The sequence below is a fragment of the Brevefilum fermentans genome (assembly GCF_900184705.1).
GTDB classification, from domain to species: Bacteria; Chloroflexota; Anaerolineae; order Anaerolineales; family Anaerolineaceae; genus Brevifilum; species Brevifilum fermentans.
In genome coordinates this window covers 198,471-223,692 of the sequence record NZ_LT859958.1, presented here as the reverse complement: position 1 = coordinate 223,692, position 25,222 = coordinate 198,471, and the positions used below count along the sequence as shown (strand labels likewise).

Sequence of the window (25,222 nt, the reverse complement as noted above, 5' to 3'; positions counted from 1 at the left end):
GCGGGCATCGTGGTATGCCATTGATGCTATAATCGGCATGATAATGGTAAATTCGTCAACCAGGAGAAGCCTATGAAAGCCGTCATCCAACGCGTGTCGCAGGGTCGGGTCACCGTCGACGGGCAGGTTGTCGCTGAGATCGGAAAGGGCTTGGTGATCCTGCTGGGAGTGGCGCCGGAAGACACCCTGGCGACCGTGGAACAAATGACCGAAAAAATCGCGCATCTGCGCATCTTTGAAGATGATGAGGGAAAAATGAACCTTTCCGCTCTGGATGTGGACGGAGAGGCAATCGTCGTTTCGCAATTTACGCTGTATGCCGATACCCGCCGAGGGCGGCGTCCATCGTTTATTGACGCGGCTAAGCCCGAGATCGCCGAACCCCTGGTGGAGGCTTGTGCCGAGCAACTATCAGCCAGGGGGATTCCCACTCAAACCGGCGTTTTCGGCGCACACATGGATGTAGCGTTGGTCAACGTCGGCCCGGTGACGATCTTGCTGGAATATTAAAGTTCACGGGCAGATTGTGAGTGACCAGCAATAATCGGTGTGCTTCAATCGCCGCCGAGCGCCAATTGCTTGAAAACCGCTCAATGATGCGCTACGCGGCGTTTGCCATTCCGTTGCCGTCTGCCAGGCGAGCCGCGCGCAGCGTGTTGTGCAACAGCATGGCGATGGTCATCGGGCCCACACCGCCAGGCACCGGGGTGATCGCACCGGCGACTTCAGCGACCTCATCGAAGGCCACGTCGCCCACCAGTCGATAACCGCTTTTACGGGTCTCGTCTTCGATGCGATTGACGCCCACGTCGATCACGACGGCACCGGGCTTAACCCAGTCACCGCGCACAAATTCGGGGATGCCCACCGCAGCCACCAGCACATCAGCTTCGCGAATCAGCGCTGGGATTTCCTTGGTGCGCGAGTGGCAGATGGTCACGGTAGCATTCGCCTTGACCAGCAGCAAAGCCACCGGCATGCCAACGATGTTCGAACGCCCTAAAACAACGGCGTTGGCGCCCGAAAGCTCAACGCCGCTATCCTCCAGTAAATACATCACGCCAGCCGGAGTAGCTGGAATAAAGAGCGGTTCCCGCCCTTTTTGCGCCAGGCGACCGATATTAATCGGGTGAAAGCCGTCCACATCCTTTTGCAGGCTGATCGTGTTGAGCACACGCTCCTCATCCAGACCTGCCGGCAGGGGTAACTGCACCAGGATGCCGTGAATGTTGGCATCGGCATTCAACTTGTGCACCAGGTCTTCTACTTCAGCCTGGCTGGCGTTGGCAGGCAACACATTGCCGGTCGAGATGATATTGGCTTCCTGGCAAGCCTTGTGCTTCATACGCACATACACCTGGGAAGCCGGGTTCTCTCCCACAAGCACCGTTGCCAGGCCAGGAGCGGGCAAACCCTTTTTAACCCGTTCTGCCACCTTTTGTTTAACTTCTTCGCGCAGGGCTTCAGCGATGGCTTTGCCATCAATCAGTTTTGCTCGCATTTAACCTCCAAATGAACAAATTCTAAAACCGATTATACCTGAATTGCGATTATAATCGTAACATGATGACTGAATCGAAAAGCAAAAACACCATGGTTGTGGGCATTGGCGGGGGTACCGGGTCAGGGAAAACCACGCTGGCAGATTTGATCCGTAAACGCATGGGTATGGGTAGTATCGCCTTCCTGGCGCACGATGCCTACTATCGAGATCAGAAACACCTGACTCCCGAGGAGCGCGCCAAGGTCAATTATGATCATCCCGATTCACTGGAAACCGACCTGATGGTGCGGCATATCCAACAATTATTACGCGGCCAGGCGATTGAGATGCCAGTTTATGATTTCAGCACCCACAGCCGCAAAACGGAGACGGTTCACGTGTCGCCAAAGCCCGTCATCCTGGTGGAAGGCATCCTGATCTTTGTTGAAAAGGAACTGCGGGACCTGTTTGATATGAAGATCTTTGTGGACACAGACGCAGATATCCGCCTGATTCGGCGTCTGTTGAGGGATATCCAGGAACGGGGTCGCACCCTGCAATCGGTGGTCGACCAGTATCTGCGCACAGTGCGCCCCATGCATCTTGAATTTGTTGACGCATCAAAACGCTACGCCGACATCATCATCCCGGAGGGTGGTTTTAACGTGGTTGCGTTGGACATGGTCATCGCGCGTTTGCAGTCTCTGTTGGAAGGACACTTACCTGTCGATGGAAAATGACCATCTCTCCTCGCCTGAAGAGGAATTGCCTCCCAAACGTTTACCCCTGGTAGAACGTCTTCCCAAGCGTACGCTCAACATCATCCGTGCAGTCGTCCTGCTGTTTGTTATCGCGCTGACGGCGTTTCTTTTCATCCAACGTGAACGAATTCAGGAGTTGCAAGCGTTTGGATACCCGGGCATCTTTTTGTTTTCGCTTCTGGCCAATGCCACCATCCTGGTCCCCGTACCAGGTGTGCTCTTCACCACTGCCATGGGAGCCGTGTTTAACCCATTTTGGGTCTCAATTGCGGCAGGTACCGGTGCAGCCCTGGGCGAGCTTTCGGGTTATTTGGCAGGTTTCAGCGGGCAACCCCTGGTGGAAAACTCCGCCCACTACGACCAGGTGGTCAACTGGATGCGTCGATACGGCGACATCACCATTTTGATTTTAGCTTTCATTCCCAACCCCTTATTTGACATGGCAGGCATGCTATCTGGGATGTTGAAGATGCCGGTCACCAAATTCCTGATTTACTGTTTGATTGGCAAGGTCTTAAAAATGATGATGTTTGCCTATGCGGGCGACTGGCTGATCGGGATGTTGAAGGGGGTATTTTGATGGAAGGATTTTGCGATAAAAGTTGATTTAGACACATAGGAGATGAACCATAAACATTCAAGCTATCGATCAATATATTGAAACACATTTGGGTGAAAGCGTTGACGAGCTTTCGCGCCTTCTGGCCCAACCCAGTGTGGCAGCCCAGAACCTGGGCATTGAGGAGTGCGCCGAACTGGTCGCAGGTGCCTTGAAAGCGCGCGGCTTTTCCGTGTCGATTATGCCCACAGGCGGATCGCCGGTGGTGTTTGGCGAGCGGAAAGGGCAGGGCGATGCCACCCTGATTTCCTACAATCACTATGATGTCCAACCAGCCGAGCCCCTGGAATTATGGGATTCACCGCCTTTTGAGCCGACCTTGCGTGATGGACGTCTGTATGCGCGCGGCGTTTCTGATAATAAGGGCAACTTTACCGCCCGCCTGCATGCCATTGATGCCATCCTGGACCGTGAAGGTGAACTTCCCTGCAACGTTAAATTCATCGTTGAGGGCGAAGAAGAGATTGGCAGCGTTAACCTGGAACCCTTTGTGAAGGCTAACAAAGACTTGCTGGCTGGCGATGTGTGCGTGTGGGAGGTGGGCGGTGTTGACCATGAAAACGCACCCATCCAGATGCTGGGATTGCGGGGCATCTGCTATGTTGAGCTGCGAGTGCGCACAGCGATCCGGGATGTACATTCAGGCACCGGTGGCTCGATCTTCCCGAATGCAGCCTGGCGCCTGGTGTGGGCACTGAGCACCCTCAAAGACCCGTATGAGAACATCCTTTTGCCGGGATTTTACGATTCAGTGATCCCACCTACGCCGCGCGAAAAAGAATTGCTCGCTCAATTACCGGATATGCGCGCCCATTACCGCGAAGTTTACGGTTTAGAGGGCTTTTTGAAAGGCGTGGATGACCCGCTGGAACTCGCCATTCAAGCCGTCTATCAGCCGACCTGCACGATTTGCGGGCTGAATTCCGGCTACCAGGGCGAAGGCTCCAAGACCGTGCTGCCAGCCGAAGCCAGCGCCAAGGTGGATTTTCGCCTGGTACCCGACCAGCGACCTCAGCAGGTGCTCGCACAGCTTCGAGAACACCTCGACGCGCATGGATTTTCCGATATCGAAATCGTCTACCTGGGCGGCAACCCGGGCGCCAAAACTGACCCCGACCACCCGGCGGTGGGTCTGGCTGTGCGGGCGGCAGAAGACGTTTATGACAAACCCACCCGCATCAACCCGATGATCGGCGGTTCGGGCCCGAATTTCATGTTCCAGGAATACCTGGGGGTGCCAATTATCTCTAACGGCGCCAACGACGCCGATTCCCGGGCACACGCACCCAACGAATCGATCAGCCTGGACTTGTACGCGAAAGCAGCCAAACATTTTGCCCGTATCCTGATGCTGATGCGCGATTATTAGGCGCTGCGTTCAACTCAATTCTGACCGTCCTGCCTCCTGTTTGTGTGGCGCTCCTTTGCCTTAAATTGGGAAACGGGTAAGATTGATGGGCGTTTTTTTAAATCAACATTGAAAAGTGAGCCATAATCATGTCGACCAGTGAATTCACAAAGAAAACCAACCCGGTGGTTGACTGGGTAATCCGCCTGCTCAAAGGCATCATGGTGGGGATCGGGTTTATCACCCCGGGGCTTTCCGGTGGCGTACTGGCGGTTGTGTTTGGCATCTATGAGCCTCTGATCCGCTTTTTAGGGAATTTCAGGCATAAATTCCTGCAAAATTTCCTCTTTTTTCTTCCTGTCGGCATTGGCGGGATAATCGGCACGGTGGCTTTCTCAGCCGCTGTTGATCTGGCTTTCAAACATTATCCAGCGTTGTTCACCTGGTTGTTCATTGGTTTCATTGCCGGCACTTTTCCCTCGTTGTATAAGACCTCTGGAAAACAAGGGCGGTCCTGGTGGCATTGGGCGCTGTTAGCCGGCATTTCGGTTGGCACCGTGTTCTTAATGGTCTGGATGGAGAATGAAAACTGGGTGCAGCTTTCGCCCTCTTTTCTCAACTGGATGCTGAGTGGCGCATTAATCGGGTTGGGCATCGTTGTGCCGGGCCTCAGCCCTTCCAACTTCCTGATGTATTTTGGACTGTATCATCCCATGGCTGCCGGAATAGCGACACTTGATCTGGGTGTGATTATTCCTCTGGCGCTGGGAGGCTTGATCGCTGTGTTCGCCCTGGCTAAATTGATCGCCTGGCTGTTCAAGAAATTCTATGCGCTGATGTACCACCTGATCCTTGGCGTGGTGATCGGTTCCACCATCGCCATCATCCCAAAAGGGGTAGTAGGCTGGGAGATCGCCCTGAGCGCGCTCCTGTTTGCCCTGGGAGCGTTGGCTTCGTATGGTATGTCCAAACTGGATGAAAAATTCGAACGCGAGGATTTGTTCGCGTAAGTGAGACCCGGGGTTGACCGGGGGCGGTGACAGCGCAATCGAAGGGCGTCAAACCCCTAATACCCACCACGCTCTTATATATTTCTTATTCACCCCGATTATATTTAGTGTCACTGAACAAATAAACTGAAAGGGCGTTTTTAACCATGCCAGAAGTATCCAAACCTGCTAAAAACCAGCCAATCCCCTTCAAAGCCGAAACCCAGCAATTATTGAACATCCTCATCCATTCCCTGTACACCGAACGGGAGATCTTCCTGCGCGAATTGATCTCGAATGCCTCCGATGCCCTGGCGCGGCTCGACTTCATCATGCTCACGGATCGCGATGTGCACGACCCGGATCTCCCAACCGAGATTCGCATCCGCGCCGATAAGGACGCCGGGATTCTAATCGTAGAGGATACCGGCATCGGGATGACGCACGATGAGCTGATTGAAAACCTGGGCACGATCGCCCATTCCGGCGCCAGAGCCTTTGTGGAAGCTGCTCAAACCAGCCAGGCGAGCCTGACCGAGATCATCGGTCAATTTGGTGTGGGTTTTTACGCAGCCTTCATGGTCGCCGATTCGATCCGGGTGGTTTCGCGCTCTTATCGACAGGACGCCCAATCCGCTGCCTGGCAGGCTGCTGGAGAAGACACCTACACCCTCGCCCCCGGTGACCGTGACAAACGCGGCACCGAGGTGCGCATCACCCTCAAAGAGGATGCCAGGGAGTTCCTTGATGAAACCCGCCTGCGCCAGGTGATCAAACGCCACTCTGATTTCATCCAGTATCCGATCTATATCAATGACGAAGACGCGCCTGTCAACCGTCAGACGGCATTGTGGCGTCAATCACCGCGCACGGTGGAAAGTGACGCTTACAGCGAGTTTTACAAGCAACTCACCCTCGATTTCAGCGATCCGTTGGTGCACGCGCACATGGTCGTTGACGCTCCGGTGCAGATGTATGCCCTGCTGTACATCCCCGCCGACCCGCGCAACCTGGTCTTCTCGCCCCGCAAAGAGCCCGGTCTCAAACTGTATGCCCGCAAGGTGCTCATCCAGGATTTCAGCATCGATCTCTTGCCCCTTTACCTTGGTTTTGTGCAGGGCGTGGTTGATTCTGAAGACCTGCCCCTGAACGTCTCGCGTGAGATGGTGCAGTCCAGCAATGTGATGGCGCGTCTCAAGCGGCTGGTGACCGGCAAGGTGCTGGAGACCCTCACCGACCTGGGCAGAACCGACCCCGATCAGTACCTCAAGTTTTGGGAAACCTACGGCGGCTTTATTAAAGAAGGTGTGGCTATCGAACAGGATGAACCGGAGAAGCTGTTTCCCCTGCTGCGCTTCCATACTGACAGGGACCCGAGCGGCTGGTCTTCATTGGAGGATGTCCTGGCTCGGGCTAAGCCTGGGCAAAAGGAGATTTACTATTTCCTGGGCGAAGACGCCAGTGCGGTGCGCTACAGTCCACACATGGACGCCTTCCGCTCGGCGGGGATTGAAGTGCTGGTACTGGCTGACCAGGTGGACCCCTTTATGCTCATGCAGTTAAAAGCCTTCCAGGAGCACCCGCTGGTCAATGTGGCTGCAGCCGAACCGCCCCAAATCGAAAAGGAGACCCGTGAGGATGACGCCGAGCCCGTGCTCGACCAGGCAGCCCTGGCAGATTTGATCGTGCGCTTCAAGTCGCTTTTGGGCGAGCGGGTCAGTGCGGTGCGCGTCTCCACGCGACTATCGGCGTCGCCAGCACGGCTGGTGGACCCTGAGGGAGCGCCCGACCAATCCGTTCAGCGGGTGTATCAAATGATGGATAAGGACTTTGAGCTGCCCAAAAAGGTGCTGGAATTGAACCCGAAACATCCCATCATCGCCAGGCTGTCCGCGCTACGACCCGCCGATCCCAAATTTGACCTTGCGGCTGAGCAGATTTTTGAGAACGCCCTGCTGGTGGAGGGACTACACCCCGATCCGGTCAGTATGGTGGGGCGCATCCAGGAGTTGATTGCCCGCGCACTGGGGGATGTTGAGGAAAGCTGAGACCTTCGCCAGGGTTCAGCCGAGCCATTCGACGATGGTGGCTTCTCCCTGCCCCACGCCCACACACAGCGTCGCCAGCCCGTAAAAGGTCCTGGGGCTAAAGGCTGCCCTGCGGCGCATTTCATGCAGCAATGTGACCATGATGCGCGCGCCCGAGCAGCCCAGCGGGTGCCCCAGGGCAACCGCGCCACCGTTGACGTTAGTCATCGCATGGGATAAACCCAGCCCTTGCAACACAGCAAGAACCTGCACGGCAAAGGCTTCGTTGACCTCAGCCAGGTGAATGTCATTGATGGTTAATCCCGCTCGCTGCAGGGCTTTTTGCGTAGCCGGTATGGGACCGGTGCCCATAATGCGCGGCGCAACGCCGGCAGAAGCCATGCTGACCACGCGTGCCATCGGCGTGTAACCCAGCTTGGCGGCGGTGTCTTCTCGCATGACCAGCAGGGCGGCAGCACCATCGTTCAACCCGGAGCTGTTTCCCGCAGTCACCGTGCCGTCTTTCTTGAAGGCTGGCTTGAGACGGCTGAGGGATTCCAGTGAGGTATCGCGGCGGGGGCGCTCATCTGTGGTGAAAAGTATCGGATCACCCTTGCGCTGCGGGATGGGAACTGGCAGGCTCTCCTCGGCAAACTTGCCCGTGTCGATCGCTGCGACCGCGCGCTGGTGGCTGATCAGGGCAAACTCATCCTGCGCCTGGCGGGTGATGCCGGTCATCTCGGCGATGTTTTCGGCGGTAACGCCCATCGGCTCGGCGCCATGGGTCGACTCCAGCCGGGGATTGGTAAAGCGCCAACCCAGGGACGTATCGTAAGCGGTCAGGTTGCCAACCAATTGTTCCGGCTTGGGCAGAGCATAGGGCGCGCGGCTCATGCTCTCCACGCCTCCGACGATGAAGACCGCTCCATCCCCGGCACGGATGGCGCGAGCGGCCATGTTGAGCGCGGTCAGCCCCGAGGCACACAGGCGGTTGACCGTTACCGCGGGCACGCTCACGGGCAGTCCAGCCAGCAGAGCAGCCATCCGGGCGACATTGCGGTTGTCTTCGCCGGCCTGGTTGGCGCAGCCCAGATAGACCTCTTCGATCAGGGAGGGATCGAGGTTGTTGCGTTCGACAATGGCCTGGATGGTCAGCGCAGCCAAATCATCCGGACGGATGGAGGCAAGGGCGCCGCCCAGGTTGCCGATGGGGGTGCGCAGGGCATCGATAATTACGGCTTCAGGCATGGTATCTCTCCTGTAGGTTGCAGGTTTTGTTTAGATTTTACCATCAAGCGCCCCTTTGACCCGATCTGCGCATGGATTTCAGCCCAGCACGATTAAAATAAAAGGAACCGATTACAATTAGAACCACAGCGGATCCATCCCTGCTGTCAGGCGCGTTTGGAAAGGAACAACCCATCGAGACTTACCTGAAAAGCATCAATGAACTGCTGACCATTCACCGGCAGGTGGCAGGGTTCAACCCGGCATTGGCACGCCTATACCCCATCGCCATTGTGGTTGGGGATGAATTTTTCATCTACGACCGGGTTGAAGATTCAACGGGCTACCGGTTTATAAAAAAAGAGCCCATTCCGATGCCGATCCCCAAGGGGGTACGGGCGGCTTTCCCCCTGGAAGTTTATGGCGGGCGGATTGCCTGCGTGGTCACCCCGGAGGTGTTCGACACGCTGGAAGGCTACGTAACCATCCTGCACGAATTTGTACACGGCTACCAGTTTGAAACCTGCGAGCGAACCCTGAAAAACAAGCTGGGGATCGCCCTGCAAGCCCAGGAAAAAGGCGATTTTATGTGGGAGATCCAGCACCCTTTCCCTTACCAATGGGGAACTTTTACTCGCTATTACCAGGAGTTTCTGGAAGCCCTTTCCAGAGGAGAGGCAGGAGATATCTTAGCTGTGCGTGGGGCATTATATAGCTGCCTGGGTCGGCACGATTTTGAGTACATGGTCTGGCAGGAGTGGAAGGAGGGCTTTGCGCGCTGGGTTGAGAATCGTTTGCGAATTGGGCTGGGTTTACAGGAGAATTTCGGCGGTCGCAACCCGCCCTTCAGCCGGGTGAGCTTTTATGCCGGAGGTGCTGCCCTGGTGGATTATTTGCAGGGGCAGAACCCAATCCTAGTCCGGGATTTGGAGGCGCTATTCTACCGAATCAGTTTGCCCATGATATTTAATTAAGGATTAATATCACCTGGAATTTGTGATGAGCATTGAGCTCTGGAGAGTATGCCCACCCTGAATTAGTGTATACTTAAGCCGAAGGTTCTGAGAATAACCTGACCTTATTAAACTGAACAAAAACCAGAATAGTGAAAAAGGAGGTTTGTTAATGCCCGCAAAGGGATATATTGAAGTAAACGAATTGTATTGTAAGGCGTGCGAGTTGTGCGTAACCGATTGCCCTTTTGATGTGCTGGCGCTGGATATGACCCGCCTGACTTCCAAGGGATATCACCCGGCTTATATGGTTAACCCGGATGCCTGTACAGGTTGCGGTATTTGCGCAGTTTCTTGCCCCGATGCTGCAATCAATGTTTACCGTTACGAACGACAGAGGACGGAGGCATAAAATGGCAAAAGAACTGATTAAGGGGAATACTGCAGTAGCTGAAGCTGCGCTGCGAGCGGGCCTTGAAGCTTATTTTGGCTATCCAATCACACCGCAGACGGAGTTGCTGGAACATCTTTCTTTGCGAATGCCCGAGTTGGGACGCGTCTTCGTCCAGGCCGAGAGTGAACTGGGCGCCATCAACATGGTCTATGGGGCTGCCTGCACCGGTAAGCGCGTGATGACATCCTCATCGAGCCCGGGCGTCAGCCTGATGATGGAGGGTTTATCCTATATTGCCGGCACCGAAGTACCTGTTGTATTTGTGGATGTGGTGCGCGGCGGTCCGGGCTTGGGCAATATCGCCCCTTCCCAGAGTGACTATAACCAGATCGTCCACGGCGGCGGGCACGGCGATTATCATGTGATCGTCCTCGCTCCGGCCAGCGTGCAAGAAGCGGTGGATCTGACCGGTTTAGCCTTCGACCTGGCGGAGAAATATCGCTCGCTGGTGTGCATCTTGCTGGATGGTAGCCTGGGACAGATGATGGAACCCGCCGAGATCCCGCCCATGCAGCCGCTTAAAACAGAAATCCCCGATTGGGCTGTACGCGGCACCGATGGAGGCGAAAAACGTATCCTGACCTCGATTAACCTCGACCCGCCTGACCAGGAACGCTTGAATTATCGCTTGATGACCCGCTGGCAGGAAATTGAAGCTAAAGAAGTGCGCTATAAGGGCTATTACCTGGATGATGCCGAGTTTGTTGTGGTTGGCTTTGGCACTGCTGGAAGGGTTTCGCTTTCAGCGGTGCGGACGGCGCGCGAAAAAGGGATCAAAGTTGGACTGGTGCGACCGATCACCCTGGCGCCCTTCCCCAACGCGATTTTGGATGAATTGGCGGAACAGGTACAGGGCTTCTTGGTGGTTGAAATGAACGCTGGTCAGATGCTGGAAGATGTGCGGTTGGTGGTGCGCGGCCGTAAGCCCGTTGAATTTTTCGGCCGTATGGGCGGTGTGGTGCCCTACCCCGATGAGGTGCTGACCGAGATTGAGCACCTGGCAGCCAGCCCATTGACGACTGAGGGACACCCGCGCGATCGCTGGTTGGCTCGCATGGAAAAGGTTCTTGAATAAGGAGAAAATGATGACAGTTATGACGGATATTCCAGCCCAAATTGTTTATCAACGCCCCGAAGCATTTGATCCACGTGTGACCCATTATTGCCCCGGCTGTACTCACGGCACGGCACACCGTCTGGTGGCAGAAGTGCTGGATGAGATGGGCGAGGTGGGGAATACGATCGGCGTCGCCTCTGTGGGTTGTTCAGTTTTTGCGTACAATTATTTCAGTTTTGATTTTGTTGAAGCAGCGCATGGACGTGCCCCGGCCATGGCTACCGGCATCAAACGCTTGCTGCCTGAGCGGATCGTATTCACCTACCAGGGCGATGGCGACCTGGCCTCCATCGGCATGGGCGAAATTGTGGGTGCAGCTTCGCGCGGCGAATTACTGACCGTGATCTTCATTAACAATACCAACTACGGTATGACTGGCGGTCAGATGGCGCCCACCACCCTTCCCGGGCAGGTGACGACTTCGTCGCCCACCGGGCGAGACACTGCTCGCCAGGGTCACCCCATCCAAACGGCTGAACTGCTGGCCACACTGGAGGGCGCCGCTTATGTCGTGCGCCGCAGCCTGCACAACGTCCGCGAGGTGCGCCGGGCGAAAAAGGCGATCCGCACGGCTTTTGAAACGCAAAAGCACAAGTTGGGGTTCGCACTGGTGGAATTGCTCTCAACCTGCCCCACCAACTGGCGTCTATCGCCGGCTGAAGCGCGTGATTGGGTTGAAGAACGCATGCTGCCCTACTACCCGTTGGGTGATTATAAGGTCTCGCCGGCGGTAGCCGAGCTGAAGGTATAAGGAGGATACAGGGATGCAACAAGAAGTCATTATTGCCGGGTTTGGCGGGCAAGGCGTACTGTTTGCCGGTTTGTTGCTGGCGTATGCCGCGATGGATGAAGGCAAAGATGTCACGTGGATTCCCTCCTATGGACCGGAAATGCGCGGTGGGACCGCCAACTGCACGGTGGTCGTCTCTGACGAGGAGATTGGGTCACCCTTTGTTAAAAACCCGTCTGCAGTGCTGGCTATGAACTTGCCTTCACTGGATAAATATGAGAAGCTGGTCAAACCGGGCGGGGTGTTGGTGGTGAATGCCTCCATGGTCAACCGCGAGGTCGAGCGCAAGGATATTAACGTGGTCAGCCTGCCAGCCAATGAGATTGCCGATGAGGCGGGTAGCAAGCGCGCGGTCAACATGGTCATGCTGGGTGCGCTGCTGGGCAATTTGGATATCCTGCCACTGGAAGCCATCGAAACTGCCCTGGCAGAACAGCTGCCTGCACGGCATCAGAAGCTTTTGCAGGCCAACAAAGACGCCCTGCAAATGGGAGCAAAATATCAGGCTGTAAAAGTGAGTGGTGAGTAGGAAATAGGGGAATTTTATCCTATATCGCCCTAACCGTAGCGAATAAGGAGCTGCCTCATTTTTAATGGGGCAGCTTTTTTATTCTGGTCAATGGTGAATGGATGATCGTTCAAAGCTCAAAGCTGAAAGGGGTCGGTGATAGCTGGTAGGCGGCAAATGATTTGACCTTTCACCCTCAACCTGCCAGGCGGGCGATCAGCACGTCCAGGGCAATCGCGCCGGGCATACCGCCGGTTTTTTCATCCAGATCAATCTTCAGCAGGTGGTGATAGATCTCTTCCAGGGAGCGCAGGTCAAACTGCTGTGCCTGGGCATGGATTTTTTTTGCCACAAAAGGATGTACGCCCAGTGTTTCAGTGATATTTCCTTCTCCGCCCCCCAAATCCAGGATTTCCCGAGCCTGGATGAGCAACCGGAACTGCCGGACGACCATCCCGAACAGAGGCATGAAATCCATCTCTTCCAGCAGGTTATGCAGCAATTCCACCGCTTTTTCTCCCTGACGGTTCCCGAGCGCATCAACCAAGGCAAAAATATCGCTCTGACGATCGCGGATTGATAAATTCTCAACATCGCTGACCGTCACCGGGCGTTCATAATTGACATAAGCCAGTAATTTATTAATTTCCTGCACTGCGCCCTGTGTGTTGTTACCGATGAAGTCCCGTAATACGCCTGCTGCCTCCCGGGTGAACTCTCCGCCCAATTCAAGCGCTTTTTTGCTGATCCAGGCTGGCATATTTGCCTCGGAAGGCAGGGGGCAATCGATGATCATCGCCCGTCCGCCGGCCGTTTGCGCCCATTTGATGAACCAGTGAGCGTTGTTGAGCGTTTCCCAGGTTGTACCTGTACGAGATGAATATTTTTGACGGTCCGCTACGATCAATACCAACGCAGTTGAAGCTGGCAAGCCCTCCAAAAGATCGATAAATTTCTCTCGCAACTCCTGTTTACCGCGTCCCGAATAGGCGTGCAGGGCATCCTCAAGGATCACCAACCGGCGTTCAGTCAGGAATGGCAGCGCCATCGCCGCAGAAAGCAATTCACTGAGACCAGCGGTCTTACCGTCCAGGCGAGTGGTGTTCATCTCTGCCAGGCTGGCGTCGCCCAGGTTGGCATAAAAGTTTGCAAGATGGGTTTTGATCGCCTGATGGTCATCCCCGCGCAAGACGTAGACGATCGGCTTTTCCCTGGTCATGATTGATCTCAACCGCGGGTGGTAACGTGATGCACCCTGATGCCAGCCCGGATGCAGGTCTCAACACGCTCCAACTCCAGTCCCTGGGGGTCGCCGGAGGTGGTGAAGCGTTTCTGAATGATCGGTCCCAGTGGAAAGGTCAGCGAGAGGGCGACTGTTGCCAGCGCCAGCGCCAGCGGAAGGCGTTCCAGCTTCGATTTGAATGACTTATCAGATCCCAGGGTAGCCAGCCATCCCGCCAGCCCGGCAAAGGCACCGGGGATGGCAAAATTGGTGCCACAATTGGGATGCAAAGCCAGGTTCGATTCGCCAGCACGCAAGCGTTTTAATGCCTCAATGGCTGCTTCCGCCACATCCTCTGAGGTGACATCCCCCAGGATGATGAAGCCGCGCGGCGAAGAGATCCCTGCCAGGCTCAGGCGGGGAAAACGCCTGCTGAGGACGTGCAAAGTGGCATGTTCCAGGCCGTGATTGCGGCGTGTGCGGGAGATTGGAGAAAAATTAAGCAGAGAATGGCTCATAAGGTTATCCTGTGTCTATGGTTGTTCATGTTCCGACATCGGCGCCGTCCGGAAGGCACTGTATTCCATTATAACGGTTGATTTTAAAAAGCAAATGGCCCGGTAATTACTGCATTAAAGCCAGTTTCAGCGCCTCAGCCAGGGACCGTGCTTCCTGGACTTCGATGCCTGAGGGCCAGGGTTCCTTTTGATGCAAGCGGCGAGGCACAATCGCCCCTTTAAAGCCCAGGCTGGACGCTTCTTTTAACCGGGCTTGCATCTGGCCCACCATGCGCAGCTCGCCTGAAAGGCCCAGCTCACCGATCAACACCAGGTCAGCCCGGATCGGTTGATCGCACAGTGAAGAGGCAATCGCCGCTGCCACCGCCAGGTCTGCTGCCGGTTCGTCAATGCGCAGACCGCCAACCACGTTGACAAAGATATCCTGCTCTGCCAGTCCCAGGTTAAGGCGCCGCGTCAGTACCGCGGTGATCAGCAGCAGGCGATTATAATCAATCCCGTTGGGCGTCCGGCGAGGATTGCCAAAAGGCGTGTGACTGGTGAGTCCCTGGATTTCTACCAGCAAGGGCCGGGTACCTTCCATGGTCACAGCAATCGCCGAGCCGGGGGCGTTGACCATGCGCTCTGCCAGGAAAGCTTCTGATGGGTTGGCAACTTCAATCATCCCCCGCTCCTGCATTTCAAACACGCCCACTTCCGAGGTTGCGCCAAAGCGGTTTTTCACCGAACGCAGCAAACGGTAAGTCTGGAAGCGGTCGCCCTCCAGGTATAAGACAGTATCGACAATATGTTCCAGCACGCGCGGTCCGGCAATGACGCCTTCTTTGGTGACGTGCCCGATGAGAAAAACTGCTATACCAGAAGTCTTGGCAAGTTCTCGCAGGCGAGAGGCGCTTTCACGTACCTGGGAAATCGATCCCGCACTGGATTCCATCTCAGGACGGTACACCGTCTGAATCGAGTCGATCACCAGCAAGCGCGGGTTGACGACCTGAACGTGCTCCAGGATCGCGTCCAGGTTGGTCTCTGTCACCAGATAAAGCTCTTCTGGTAGACTGCCTGCCGACCCACCCCCATCCTGTAAAAGCCGGGCTGCCCGCATTTTGATCTGCCGTTCCGATTCTTCGCCCGAGACGTACAAAACCCGGTTTTGAGATGCCATTTGCATGGTCATCTGCAGTAACAGGGTCGATTTTCCAATTCCGGGGTCTCCGCCCACCAGGACGATTGAGCCCGGAACCACCCCGCCCCCCAAGACCCGTGCGAACTCGTTCAATGGCACATGGATGCGATCTTCCGTTTCGCTTTCAATCTCGCTGAGACGCCTGGGCGTAGAAAGACCGCCCAGGCGATGTATGCTGGCATGGCCTGCAGCGGTCTTTGTCTCTTCTACGATTTCTTCAACCATCCGATCCCAGGCCCCACATTGGGGGCAACGTCCAAAGGCTTTCGGAAAAGCCCGTCCACATTCCTGGCAGACGTAACGCGTCCTGGTTTTAGCCATGGGTTAGATTTCCACCGCAGCTAAATCGGGTTCTTGCTCGCCCTCAGGGTCGTGCAGCAGGACAATGTCTGTCACCGGAGCTCCATCCTGCTGGGTCACCTGGATGTCAATCAGGATGTTCTGACCGTCCTCAAACTCCTTGGCTAGCAAGGCGTCCGAGAGGCGATCTTCGATCTTACGCTGGATCACCCGTCGGAGTGGACGGGCACCCATCTCAGGGCTATACCCTTCCCCGGCTAAAAATTCCAGCGCTTCATCCGTCGCGCGCAGGTGGATGTGGTTCTCCTCCAGACGCTGGTTGACCTTATCCAGCTCCAACTGGACGATCTCGCGGATATCCGCCTTGTTGAGCATCCGGAAGACGACCACGCTATCCAGCCGGTTGATGAACTCGGGTCGGAAGGTGCGCTTGAGGGCTTCCATCAGCTTTTTATGCATTTCATCATAGGCTTGCGCTTCCTGCTGCTCTTCATCGACACTCAGCGCAAAACCCAGGTTCGACTGGCGCCGGATCACATCTGCCCCAATATTGGTGGTCATAATGATGATGGCATTGCGGAAGTCTACTTTTTGACCGCGTGCGTCGGAAAGGTGCCCCTCTTCCATAATTTGCAGGAGCATATTGTGCGCTTCGGTATGCGCCTTCTCGATTTCATCAAACACGACAATCGAGTAAGGCCGTCGGCGGATCGCTTCGGTGAGCTGTCCGGCGTCTTCGTAGCCCACATATCCAGGAGGTGCACCCACCAAACGGCTGACGCTGTGGCGCTCCATGAACTCGGACATATCCAGCTGGATAAGCGCATCTTCGCTGCCAAACATGAATTTTGCCAGCGCCTTGGTGAGCTCGGTTTTACCCACACCCGTAGGGCCCATGAAGACAAAAGAGCCCACCGGGCGGGCAGGATCCTTCAAGCCCGCCCGAGCACGGCGAATGGCCTTTGACAGGGTTTCAATGGCTTCATCCTGCCCGATGATGTGCCCGGCAAGTTCAGATTCCATGTTCAGCAAGCGAGCCGATTCCTCGGTCTCCAGTTGCATCAAGGGTACACCGGTCCACATCGAAATCACCTCGGCGATATCTTCGGTCGTCACCCGCGGGCTGGTGGAGCGATCCCAAACCGTACGCAAATCCTCCAGTTGAGCTTCCAGGTCCTCAAGCTGTTTCTGCAGCTCTTCAACCGTGTCATAAGCTTCTTCTTCTTTAGCGTCTTCAATCGCTTTACGCAGTTCGCGCAAGTTGGTGACAATTTCCTTAGCGTTGACTGCCGCCGGACTTTTGTACATGCGCACCCGCGAAGCGGATTCATCGATTAAATCGATGGCTTTATCGGGCAAAAAACGATCGGTCACGTACCGGGCGGTCAGCCTGGCAGCCTGTTCGAGCGCCTCGTCATCAATCCGCAAGCGGTGATGCTCTTCATAAGCGGAGCGGATGCCACGCAGGATTTCAACCGTCTCCTCCACCGTCGGCTCTGAGACAACAATGGGCTGGAATCGACGTTCGAGGGCAGCATCGCTTTCGATATTTTTACGATACTCATTGAAGGTGGTCGCCCCGATCACCTGCAACTCACCCCGTGAAAGTGCGGGTTTGAGGATATTGGCTGCATCCACGGAGGAACCGGCAGAGCCAGCTCCCACGAGCATGTGCACTTCATCGATGAACAGGATTGCTTCGGAGGATTTGAGCTCGTCAATCACGCGTTTGAGGCGCTCCTCAAACTGGCCGCGGTACATCGTGCCTGCCACAAGCGAACCCACATCCAGCTGCAGCAAGCGCTTGTCCAGTAAAGGTGCCGGCACATCGCCAACAACGATGCGCTGCGCCAGGCCTTCCACGATGGCAGTTTTTCCCACGCCGGGTTCACCGATCAATGCGGGGTTGTTTTTTGTGCGCCGCGCCAGAATCTGGATGACGCGCTCAATTTCCTTTTGCCTCCCGATGACCGGGTCGAGCTTATTTTGCTCAGCCAGCGACGTCAGGTCGGTAGCCAGTTGATCGACCAGGGGAGTCTTCTCAGGGTCCTCTTTTTTATCCGCCTTCTGCCGGCGCCCCCTCGGGTGCCCGGCCAGTGCGGGCGGCGTTTCGGATTGCGATTCTCGCAGCACCCGATCCGTCTGGCGGCGAATCTGTTCGCCGGAGAGGCCGAATTTCCTGAGGATGTTCATCGCCTCGCAATCGTTCAGGCGGGTCAATCCAATCAAAAGATGTTCAGTTCCAACGAATTTTTGCCCTTTTTTGCGGGCTTCTTCAATGGCAAAGGGCATGACTTGCTGCAGCCCCGCTGAAAGAGAGATCGACCCGGTGTGATCGCCAATCCCAAGCTCTTTTTCAACCAGCGCAGAAACCCGGTCTGTTTCCAGCCCGAGCTCGCGTAAAACCCGGCTTGCAACGCTGCCTTCCAGTTCAATTAAGGCAATTAACAGGTGCTCCGTGCTGATTTGCGGTTTTTGCAAACGCTCGGCATGTTTTTGAGCCATGCTGAGCACCTGGCGTGCTTTGGGTGAAAAATTTTCAATACCAGCCACAGATAACCTCCTTGGCAATTTTTTTATCTTATTAACAACACGCCTGGATTGTCAAGTGATGATAGCAAAGTCGGATCCAGGGGGAAGTTGTAGACCTCCGCAACTTCAAAAACCAAACAACAACAAACGTGCGCAATCAGTTTATTTTTCAAGGTCTATCGTGATTCTACCTAACTTTGCCCTAAAAGGAAAATGTATGCAGCCTTTATTATGGAATGTTAATACTGCTCCACAAGGTCACAGGGGTTTTCTAAAAAACACCTCTCCAATTCCGCCCGGGTTAAGACCGTTGATCATGCCACATTCTTCAAAGCCCATATGCCTGTGCCAGGTCTGTGCTGCCGGCTCATCCAACTGGGAGGAGCTGTATAAAATGGTATAGCCCTGTTTCCTGAAGTGTTCTTCAACGAATCCCAACAAGATATGGCTCAAGCCGAGTTTTCGGTAAGCAGCGTCAATGATGATCAGGTCGATAAACGGGACACAGTCCCACAAATAGTTCATCCACAGAGATCCGATCAATTGATCCCGATGCAACAGGAGGACGATCTCCCCCTGACTGATTTTTTGTGCGATTTTATCGCGGGGCAGTTCATGATGCCGAATCATCCCAAGATCATCCAGACCTGCTATCCGAACGCTAAATTGATCGTCGCCCATATTAAATCTCCATTAATTAATTAATTGTGTTACCAATTAAATATTTTCACTGCTGTCAGCCAGATTTCACCAGGAATGGCTGTGAAATTGGATAATTCGGCTGAATGAGCCTGTTTTTCAGCAAACAGAAGGGGTTTGCGCCATTTTTTACTCTGCTCTCCCAACCAAATGCTTGAGACCACCATATTACACCTTGCACAGCCTGACACAACCCCAACCATCAACGCAGCTTGTGTAATATAATTATATTCCACTGTGCTCATCGATCACGACAGATCTGAAGGCACAGTCAAGCAGGTTGGCAATAAGCATTGGTTGGTGAAGATGGAAAATAATCAGGAATACCCCTTATTGATCGCCCAGACGGGCCCGTTGGAAGGAAGGCGTTGGAAAATCAAAGCCCCCCTGACCCTGGGCCGCGAAAAAGATTGTGATATCGTCATCCCCTTGCGCCAGGTCTCTCGCCATCACAGCCGGATATCACCCGACCCCCAGAATGGCGTTGTGATAGAAGACCTTAACAGTAAAAACGGCACCTACCTGAACGGCGTCCTGCTTCAGGAACCCCAACCGCTTGAAGACGGCGATGAAATCCAAATTTCCCTGGCGCAGCACTTCATCTACCTCAGCTCAGATGCAACCCTGCCCCTTGAGAGCCTGCCGCTCGAAATGCAGAAGCGGCGTCTCAGGGTTGATGCTGGCGCACGCCGCGTGTGGGTATTGGAAATCGAGCTCGATCCGCCCTTATCGGCAGCACAATTTAATTTACTGCAGGTTTTATATTCTCAAACGGGAGAGGTCGTCCCCCGTACGGAGCTCGTCGAAGCGGTGTGGGGTTGCTCTGCTGAAGGGGTCACAGAACAAGCCCTGGATGCGCTTGTGCGCCGGTTGCGTGACCGCATGGCGGAAATAGATCCCGGTTGGGAGTATATTGTCACCGTGCGCGGCCATGGATTGCGTCTCGACAATCCCCCGCTGGTGCGGTCCTGACCGCACTCAGTCCGCTTTTTCCAAATTCCTTTTCATCGTAAAGCGCAAAACCTGGCGATAAACCTGCTGCAATTTCTCAACCATATCCTGGCGTCCCTCCTGGGCCTGCGTCTGGCTGAGCAGACTGTACAGGAATTGTGAAAATTCATCCGTGATTTCTTCGGCATTTTCTTCAAGGACGGCACGGATAGCATCAACATCTTTTGCCTGGATCAGCGCTTCGATCAATTCAATATTGGCACCCGGTGCACTCACCTTTTGAATGGCTCCGGCGACCTGCTGGAGTTTCTTAAGCTGCTCCTGGTCATCCGCTTTGCGGGCAGCCTGGATGCGCGCGCGCAATACTTCCAGGAAGACCTCATTGATGCCGGGTAGTGCCTGCAGGGTGGCTTCTTCAATGTTTTCCTCGGCAAGAATTTTATCCAGAAGCTGACCGGCAAGATCTTCCTGCTCCTTGATGGCCTGGTCGATTTCGTGGGTCATTTCCAGCAGTTTGTCACGCAATGCCATCAGTTGGGCCTGTTGCTCCCCGGAAGCATGCTGCATCCGATCTGTCAGCAATTGGAAAAAGCTGTAGTCCAGACCGCTGCGCGCCATGCTGACCAGGGTGACCAACCGGATTTCACTTTCGGCTGCGTCAATGATCAAATCCAGCAAAGCCTCGCGCGTCAAACCCGCTTTGCTGGCCTGTTCCAGGGCATCCATGGCAGCTTGCTGTTCCTGGGCCTGGTGGAGTATTTTCTGTCCGAATTCGGTGTTTTCCAAAATTTGCTGTTGAAGTTCAACCAGCACCTTGGCGCTCTCTTCTTCTCCTGCTGCAGCAGCACTCTGGATCAGGCGCTGTAAAATCAGCAATAATTGTTCATCAACCAGTTCTTCTTCCTGGCGGATGACCTCAGGGCGAGCCTCGACGGTGACGCCCGCCAAGCGCTGCAGAAAGCTTAACCGATCTTGCTGCTCTTTGAGCATTTCAGGTGTGACCCCATCCTCCTCCAATATGCGCTCAGCCAAACGCTGGCGGGTGAGCATCGTCTCGGGATTGAGGAAATAAGCTTTGCGTTTTTCCGGCGGCTGCTTTTCCATCACCTGATTAATCAGGGGACCGATCATCTGTTGTTGCTGGTTGACGGGGACATTCAACTCGGGTGGGAAGAAAGTTAACAGCAGCTCTTTGTCAGGGTCATGGTAAACCAGCGGCGTGGGTGCCTGTCCGCGGTAACCACAATGGGGACATTGCACCAGGTTGTACGCTCCGGAAAGCAGGATTTGTTTCGCCTGCGGATCCTCAGCAGCATCAAATATTCGGGTAATCTCTGCCACAATGGGCTGCTTGCACTGCGGGCATGAAATGGTTGTTTTTGCCATGGTCTCACTTTCTTTAATCATGTAATAAATGCCAGGGTTTGCATTATACCTTCACAAAATTGAGTTAATCTCACCCGGGCGAAGAGATTGATGCGCAATTTACCCTCTAAATCTCAGAAATATATAAACATCTTCAAAGCTTCACTGAAATCACCGGGAAAAGGTTTACATGGTATCATTTTAAAAAGGCATCGGCACCATTGGGATCAGCAATCTGTGAAACGTCTGCAAAGGTTCAGTCTCCTCATCATTATGACAATTCTGACCGGGTTGTCGTTCCAGGCTGGCTATGCCCTGGTCCAACCGGATCTCCAGCTCAATTCGGTCAGCGTCTCGTTACTGCCAGAGTATATCCAGCCAACGGTTCTGGTGATCTACGAGATCAACCTGGATGAATCATTTCCCCTTCCCCAGGAGCTCATCTTTGAAATCCCGGCAGATGCGGAAGTGCTCACGGTGATTAACTTCTCGCCGGAAGACCGACCGATCGAATTAAGCTTCCGGGAAGCGCCTTTTGGAAGCTGGAAAGATTTGCGCTTCACCGCAATCCATCGCCGCCTTCACATCGAGTATCAGGACCCAAACCTGGTCAGATTTCATAACCAGAGGACCTACGAATTCAGATGGCTCTCCATGTACACGGTGGCGCAATTGCTGATTAATGTCCGCCAACCCCTGGATGCAAGCAACATCATCAGCCAGCCACCCTTAAGAAAAATTGGCAATGAATTTGACGAAAGCCCCATATTTATGGCTAATTTTGGGAAAATCGCCGCGGGCGAACTATTTTCGCTTAACATTGAATATCACAAGGGCAGCGGCGCGGTGGCTTATCCTGCGCTATCTGTTTTGCCCGCCAATCCAATTGACGAAACCGTACAGGGCAGAACCCCCTCGCCGATCTATGTGCTCGCATGGGTTCTGATGTTAAGTGTGGCCATTGCGCTGATTGTTGGTTCGTTTTATATCAGGTTCAGGAAGAAAGAAGTCGATAATTCTACGCGTATTTCCCAGGAAGAGATAAAAATCAACCCCGAAAGACAGACCTTCTTCTGCCACGAATGCGGCATGCGCACCAGGGTCGGGGAAAACTATTGCAGCAACTGCGGTACGGAGCTGCGCAAACCAACCCCCTTTGAGCAACCCTCCACCAGAAGCTAATTAATACTGAGTCTGTTGAGGTGAGCCAATAATCGCCCTGTTGATCAGGGTAGCAATAACTCCCAGCTGGCGCCTCCATCGATGGTGCGATACAACTTCAACGGCTCCCAGGTCATTTCATCCGGTATGGACACCACCCAACCATGCAAGCTGTCGACAAAATCAACCTTAAGGAGGACTTCCCCGGCTGAGATTCCGCTGGTAGCCATTGCTGACCAGGTAATTCCGCCATCGACACTGTGATACAACGTGGTATCTGACGCAATCCAGCCCTCATCGGGGCTGATAAAGTCCATAGCCTGGCTATCCTGCATCGCGTTCTGGAACGCCCACGTCTGACCGTAATCGGTGCTGCGGTAAATCAAGAGCTGGATGTCGCCATCGGGTAAATAGGCTCTGACCAGCATGAAAGCTGTGTTTGGATTTACAAAAAACAGCCCACTGATATCCAGTATATTGCCCCCAGTGACCCATGGAAGACTGATATCCGTTACTTGAGCCCAGGTCGCCCCTCCATCAGCCGTCTTAAACAGGTAAAACTCATCATCTGCTGGAATAACGCCCCAGATCCAACCGTTATCGACACCATGGAAGACGATGCCCTTCTTCATGCCGCCATGGGGTAGCGATTGGGTCGTGCCCGGCTCGTGGGTGAAAACCATCGTCCAGGTCTCCCCGCTGTTCAATGTTCGGAAAATCGCCACGTAATGAGACCCGGCGCCAACGTCCAGGCTCACCAGCGCATAACCCAGATTCTGATCAAGAAACGTCAGGACGGCGTTTTCAAAGGGCGGCGATAGGGTCATCCAGGTCTGTCCGCCATCCCGGGTGTGGAAAAGGTTGGCACTGCCGGCGGTATTGGCTATCAGCCAGGCGATATCCTGGTTCATGAAGAAAGGCTGGATACCAAAGCTACTGGATCCTGGCGGCAGGGTGCCCAAAGCAGCGGGGGTGACCTCCAGCCAAGAATGCCCTCCATCTTCTGTGACCAACAGGTGGTTCTGATCCCGGGTTACAGCCCAGCCGCGAGTGGGCGTGAACATCGCAATCGTATAAATGATCGGGTTGGTGAAGAACGGCGTGGCTAAAGGCGGCACTTCCGTCTCAGTAGGGGCAACCGTTGGGGAGGTTGTGGGAGTGTGGGTTTCGGTTTCAACAATCGTTTCTGTGGGGGATGGTTCAGCCGTCTCCTCCAGGGGAGGAACAGCCGTTTCCTCAAGGGGAGGCTCAGTCGTTTCCTCCAGGGGAGGCTGGGTGCTGAGCGTTGCTGTCAGCTCTACACGTCCCGGAAACTGGCATGCCAGGGCAGCCAGGATCAATGCCAGCACACAAATTAAAACGATCCGATTGGGTTTTTTCATAATGTTCTCCTTTTCCTTGCTTAACACCAACCAACAATTTGCGAGGCAGGTCAAGCAGCCTCAGGCAGAGTTCTCTTTTTTAAAAACCTGAGAGATGAATGGCTGCTCTGGCTCCAGAATAGCACAGCTCAGCGTGGGATGTCAACAATCCACTCGCAACAGCGTGGAACCACCGGGCGTTGATGCATTGTTTTCGAACATGGTTATAATTAATGATAAGTTGAGCACCGGGTTCACCCCGCCCGGAAAATTTACAGAACACTTTTCCAAGGGAGCGGATATGTCAAAATTTACTTCGGTTGTCAAAAGAGATGGTTCGATTGTTGAATTCACGCCCCAACGCATCACCAATGCGATCTACCGAGCTGCAGTCGCCGTCGGCGGGCGGGATAAGCATACCTCCGAAGCGCTGGCCAACAAGGTGTGCCGCCTCCTCGAAGAACAAACCCCTGAAGGTGAAATTCCCACCGTTGAACAGATCCAGGATATTGTTGAAAAAGTTCTCATCGAAGAGGGGCATGCCAGGGTCGCCAAGGCTTATATCCTCTACCGGGCAGAGCGGGCCAAGCTGCGTGAACAACGCGCTGAGCGCCGGGTTGAGCCCTCGAGCAATATCCCCTGGCATAAGTTGTGGCGCACCCTGGATTGGGCAGTAGAACACAATCTCCACACCGTTGAGAGCCTCAACGAGCGCATCCGCCGGGGAGAGCTTTCCGAAATTGTGGGCGCCTCAGAAGCCTTTTACCATGAGAACATTGAACATGCTGCCCATCTGATCGCCGATCGCAAACATGAACTGCGGATGGTGATCATCGCCGGGCCTTCCTCCTCGGGAAAAACCACCACCACCATCAAATTGGAGGAACGCCTGGCGCGCTTGGGCATGCGCCTGGTAACTCTCAACGTGGATAACTATTTTTACGATCTGGCCATGCATCCCGTAGACGAATTCGGGGATTACGATTTCGAAACGCCGCAAGCGCTGGACCTGGCGTTGATCAATGAGCACCTGGCTCGACTGTTTGAAGGTGAGGAAGTAAAAATCCCCTTCTATAATTTCAAGACCGGCACCCGCTCCCTGGAACAGACCTCTATGAAACTGGCGCCGGATGAAGTTATCCTGATTGACAGTTTGCACGGTCTCTTTCCGGCGATGACCGCTGACATCCCGGCGGAGAAGAAGTTCCGCCTGTATTTAGAACCGCTACTGCAGCTCAAAGACACGGACGGTCATTACGTGCGCTGGACGGATATTCGCCTGATGCGCCGCATGCTGCGGGATGCCTCTCACCGATCGTATGACCCGGACAAGACCCTGCTGCACTGGCATTATGTCCGCTCCAGCGAGCTGCGCAATATCATCCCCTATGTAGCCACCGCGGATTACATCGTCAACAGCGCCATGCCCTACGAGATCCCCTTGTATAAAACCAAGCTGTTTAATGGTTTTGCCCACTGGACGGAAACCTACGCCGATGATCCTTTACGTCGGGACGCATTCGAACGCACCAGCCGAATTCATCGCCTGATGCAGTCGTTGGAATCCATTGAAGATGATTCCATCGTCCCCGAGAACTCGGTCATTCGCGAGTTCATCGGGGGCAGTATCTATACGTATTAGAACAAACCGTCT

23 protein-coding genes are annotated in these 25,222 nt (G+C 54.5%); 14 read left to right on the top strand and 9 right to left on the bottom strand.

Features of this window, described 5'->3' with window-relative positions; genetic code table 11:
- Positions 1–72: 72 nt before the first annotated feature.
- Positions 73–510, top strand: a complete 438-nt coding sequence (dtd, locus tag CFX1CAM_RS00960) for a D-aminoacyl-tRNA deacylase (protein WP_087861210.1) — start codon at positions 73–75, stop codon at positions 508–510.
- 91 nt (positions 511–601) lie between these two features.
- Here dtd and folD read toward each other — a convergent pair whose 3' ends face one another.
- Positions 602–1,501: a bifunctional methylenetetrahydrofolate dehydrogenase/methenyltetrahydrofolate cyclohydrolase FolD gene (folD, locus tag CFX1CAM_RS00955; protein WP_087861209.1), complete on the bottom strand. Its 900-nt coding sequence runs from the start codon at positions 1,499–1,501 to the stop codon at positions 602–604.
- 65 nt (positions 1,502–1,566) lie between these two features.
- On the opposite strand from folD, the gene udk reads away from it, so the two are divergent.
- The 5 genes from udk to htpG all read left to right on the top strand — a co-directional run bounded on the left by udk (position 1,567) and on the right by htpG (position 7,248).
- The gene (udk, locus tag CFX1CAM_RS00950) at positions 1,567–2,223 is read left to right on the top strand and encodes a uridine kinase (RefSeq protein WP_087863201.1); all 657 of its coding nucleotides are present in this window, start codon (positions 1,567–1,569) and stop codon (positions 2,221–2,223) included.
- Positions 2,213–2,824: a TVP38/TMEM64 family protein gene (locus CFX1CAM_RS00945; protein ID WP_087861208.1), complete on the top strand. Its 612-nt coding sequence runs from the start codon at positions 2,213–2,215 to the stop codon at positions 2,822–2,824. The genes udk and CFX1CAM_RS00945 overlap by 11 nt, the downstream gene beginning before the upstream one ends.
- A gap of 88 nt (positions 2,825–2,912) precedes the next feature.
- Positions 2,913–4,232, top strand: a complete 1,320-nt coding sequence (locus tag CFX1CAM_RS00940; protein ID WP_231940993.1) for a M20/M25/M40 family metallo-hydrolase — start codon at positions 2,913–2,915, stop codon at positions 4,230–4,232.
- Positions 4,233–4,360: 128 nt separating this feature from the next.
- A complete protein-coding gene (locus tag CFX1CAM_RS00935) occupies positions 4,361–5,221 on the top strand; it encodes a DUF368 domain-containing protein (protein WP_087861206.1) in 861 nt (286 codons plus the stop codon).
- A gap of 146 nt (positions 5,222–5,367) precedes the next feature.
- Positions 5,368–7,248: a molecular chaperone HtpG gene (htpG, locus tag CFX1CAM_RS00930; RefSeq protein WP_087861205.1), complete on the top strand. Its 1,881-nt coding sequence runs from the start codon at positions 5,368–5,370 to the stop codon at positions 7,246–7,248.
- A 15-nt stretch (positions 7,249–7,263) separates the two neighbouring features.
- Here htpG and CFX1CAM_RS00925 read toward each other — a convergent pair whose 3' ends face one another.
- On the bottom strand, positions 7,264–8,475 hold the full coding sequence (locus CFX1CAM_RS00925) for a thiolase family protein (RefSeq protein ID WP_087861204.1): 1,212 nt from the start codon (positions 8,473–8,475) through the stop codon (positions 7,264–7,266).
- 245 nt (positions 8,476–8,720) lie between these two features.
- Here CFX1CAM_RS00925 and CFX1CAM_RS00920 point away from each other — a divergent pair, with 245 nt between their 5' ends.
- The 5 genes from CFX1CAM_RS00920 to CFX1CAM_RS00900 all read left to right on the top strand — a co-directional run bounded on the left by CFX1CAM_RS00920 (position 8,721) and on the right by CFX1CAM_RS00900 (position 12,297).
- Entirely contained in the window at positions 8,721–9,428 is a 708-nt protein-coding gene (locus tag CFX1CAM_RS00920; protein ID WP_157891629.1) for a hypothetical protein, read from the top strand.
- A gap of 151 nt (positions 9,429–9,579) precedes the next feature.
- Positions 9,580–9,819 carry a 4Fe-4S dicluster domain-containing protein gene (locus CFX1CAM_RS00915; protein WP_087861202.1) on the top strand — a complete coding sequence of 80 codons (240 nt, stop codon included), beginning with the start codon at positions 9,580–9,582 and terminating at the stop codon, positions 9,817–9,819.
- A gap of 1 nt (position 9,820) precedes the next feature.
- A complete protein-coding gene (gene vorB / locus CFX1CAM_RS00910) occupies positions 9,821–10,936 on the top strand; it encodes a 3-methyl-2-oxobutanoate dehydrogenase subunit VorB (protein ID WP_087861201.1) in 1,116 nt (371 codons plus the stop codon).
- A gap of 10 nt (positions 10,937–10,946) precedes the next feature.
- Positions 10,947–11,729 carry a thiamine pyrophosphate-dependent enzyme gene (locus CFX1CAM_RS00905; RefSeq protein WP_197687142.1) on the top strand — a complete coding sequence of 261 codons (783 nt, stop codon included), beginning with the start codon at positions 10,947–10,949 and terminating at the stop codon, positions 11,727–11,729.
- Between the two features lie 13 nt (positions 11,730–11,742).
- A complete protein-coding gene (locus tag CFX1CAM_RS00900) occupies positions 11,743–12,297 on the top strand; it encodes a 2-oxoacid:acceptor oxidoreductase family protein (protein ID WP_087861200.1) in 555 nt (184 codons plus the stop codon).
- A 175-nt stretch (positions 12,298–12,472) separates the two neighbouring features.
- Here CFX1CAM_RS00900 and holA read toward each other — a convergent pair whose 3' ends face one another.
- From holA to CFX1CAM_RS00875, 5 genes are all read right to left on the bottom strand, one after another.
- A complete protein-coding gene (gene holA / locus CFX1CAM_RS00895; RefSeq protein WP_087861199.1) occupies positions 12,473–13,495 on the bottom strand; it encodes a DNA polymerase III subunit delta in 1,023 nt (340 codons plus the stop codon).
- Between the two features lie 8 nt (positions 13,496–13,503).
- Entirely contained in the window at positions 13,504–14,016 is a 513-nt protein-coding gene (locus tag CFX1CAM_RS00890; RefSeq protein ID WP_087861198.1) for a DUF6391 domain-containing protein, read from the bottom strand.
- A 106-nt stretch (positions 14,017–14,122) separates the two neighbouring features.
- Entirely contained in the window at positions 14,123–15,520 is a 1,398-nt protein-coding gene (gene radA, locus CFX1CAM_RS00885; protein WP_087861197.1) for a DNA repair protein RadA, read from the bottom strand.
- Positions 15,521–15,523: 3 nt separating this feature from the next.
- Positions 15,524–18,004, bottom strand: coding sequence for an ATP-dependent Clp protease ATP-binding subunit (locus CFX1CAM_RS00880; RefSeq protein WP_173745462.1), 2,481 nt, complete (start codon positions 18,002–18,004; stop codon positions 15,524–15,526).
- A gap of 285 nt (positions 18,005–18,289) precedes the next feature.
- The gene (locus tag CFX1CAM_RS00875) at positions 18,290–18,712 is read right to left on the bottom strand and encodes a GNAT family N-acetyltransferase (protein WP_087861195.1); all 423 of its coding nucleotides are present in this window, start codon (positions 18,710–18,712) and stop codon (positions 18,290–18,292) included.
- 324 nt (positions 18,713–19,036) lie between these two features.
- Here CFX1CAM_RS00875 and CFX1CAM_RS00870 point away from each other — a divergent pair, with 324 nt between their 5' ends.
- Positions 19,037–19,702 (top strand): FHA domain-containing protein, encoded by a 666-nt coding sequence (locus CFX1CAM_RS00870; RefSeq protein WP_087861194.1) that lies wholly within the window; start codon positions 19,037–19,039, stop codon positions 19,700–19,702.
- A gap of 6 nt (positions 19,703–19,708) precedes the next feature.
- Here the strand turns inward: CFX1CAM_RS00870 and CFX1CAM_RS00865 are convergent, their stop codons facing one another.
- Complete coding sequence (locus CFX1CAM_RS00865; protein WP_157891628.1) at positions 19,709–21,067, bottom strand: CpXC domain-containing protein; 1,359 nt, start codon at positions 21,065–21,067, stop codon at positions 19,709–19,711.
- A gap of 216 nt (positions 21,068–21,283) precedes the next feature.
- On the opposite strand from CFX1CAM_RS00865, the gene CFX1CAM_RS00860 reads away from it, so the two are divergent.
- On the top strand, positions 21,284–22,228 hold the full coding sequence (locus CFX1CAM_RS00860) for a zinc ribbon domain-containing protein (RefSeq protein ID WP_157891627.1): 945 nt from the start codon (positions 21,284–21,286) through the stop codon (positions 22,226–22,228).
- 44 nt (positions 22,229–22,272) lie between these two features.
- Here CFX1CAM_RS00860 and CFX1CAM_RS00855 read toward each other — a convergent pair whose 3' ends face one another.
- Positions 22,273–23,589 carry a YCF48-related protein gene (locus CFX1CAM_RS00855; RefSeq protein ID WP_087861191.1) on the bottom strand — a complete coding sequence of 439 codons (1,317 nt, stop codon included), beginning with the start codon at positions 23,587–23,589 and terminating at the stop codon, positions 22,273–22,275.
- A 280-nt stretch (positions 23,590–23,869) separates the two neighbouring features.
- Between CFX1CAM_RS00855 and CFX1CAM_RS00850 the strand changes: the two genes are divergently transcribed.
- Entirely contained in the window at positions 23,870–25,210 is a 1,341-nt protein-coding gene (locus CFX1CAM_RS00850; RefSeq protein ID WP_087863199.1) for a uridine kinase family protein, read from the top strand.
- Positions 25,211–25,222 lie beyond the last annotated feature (12 nt).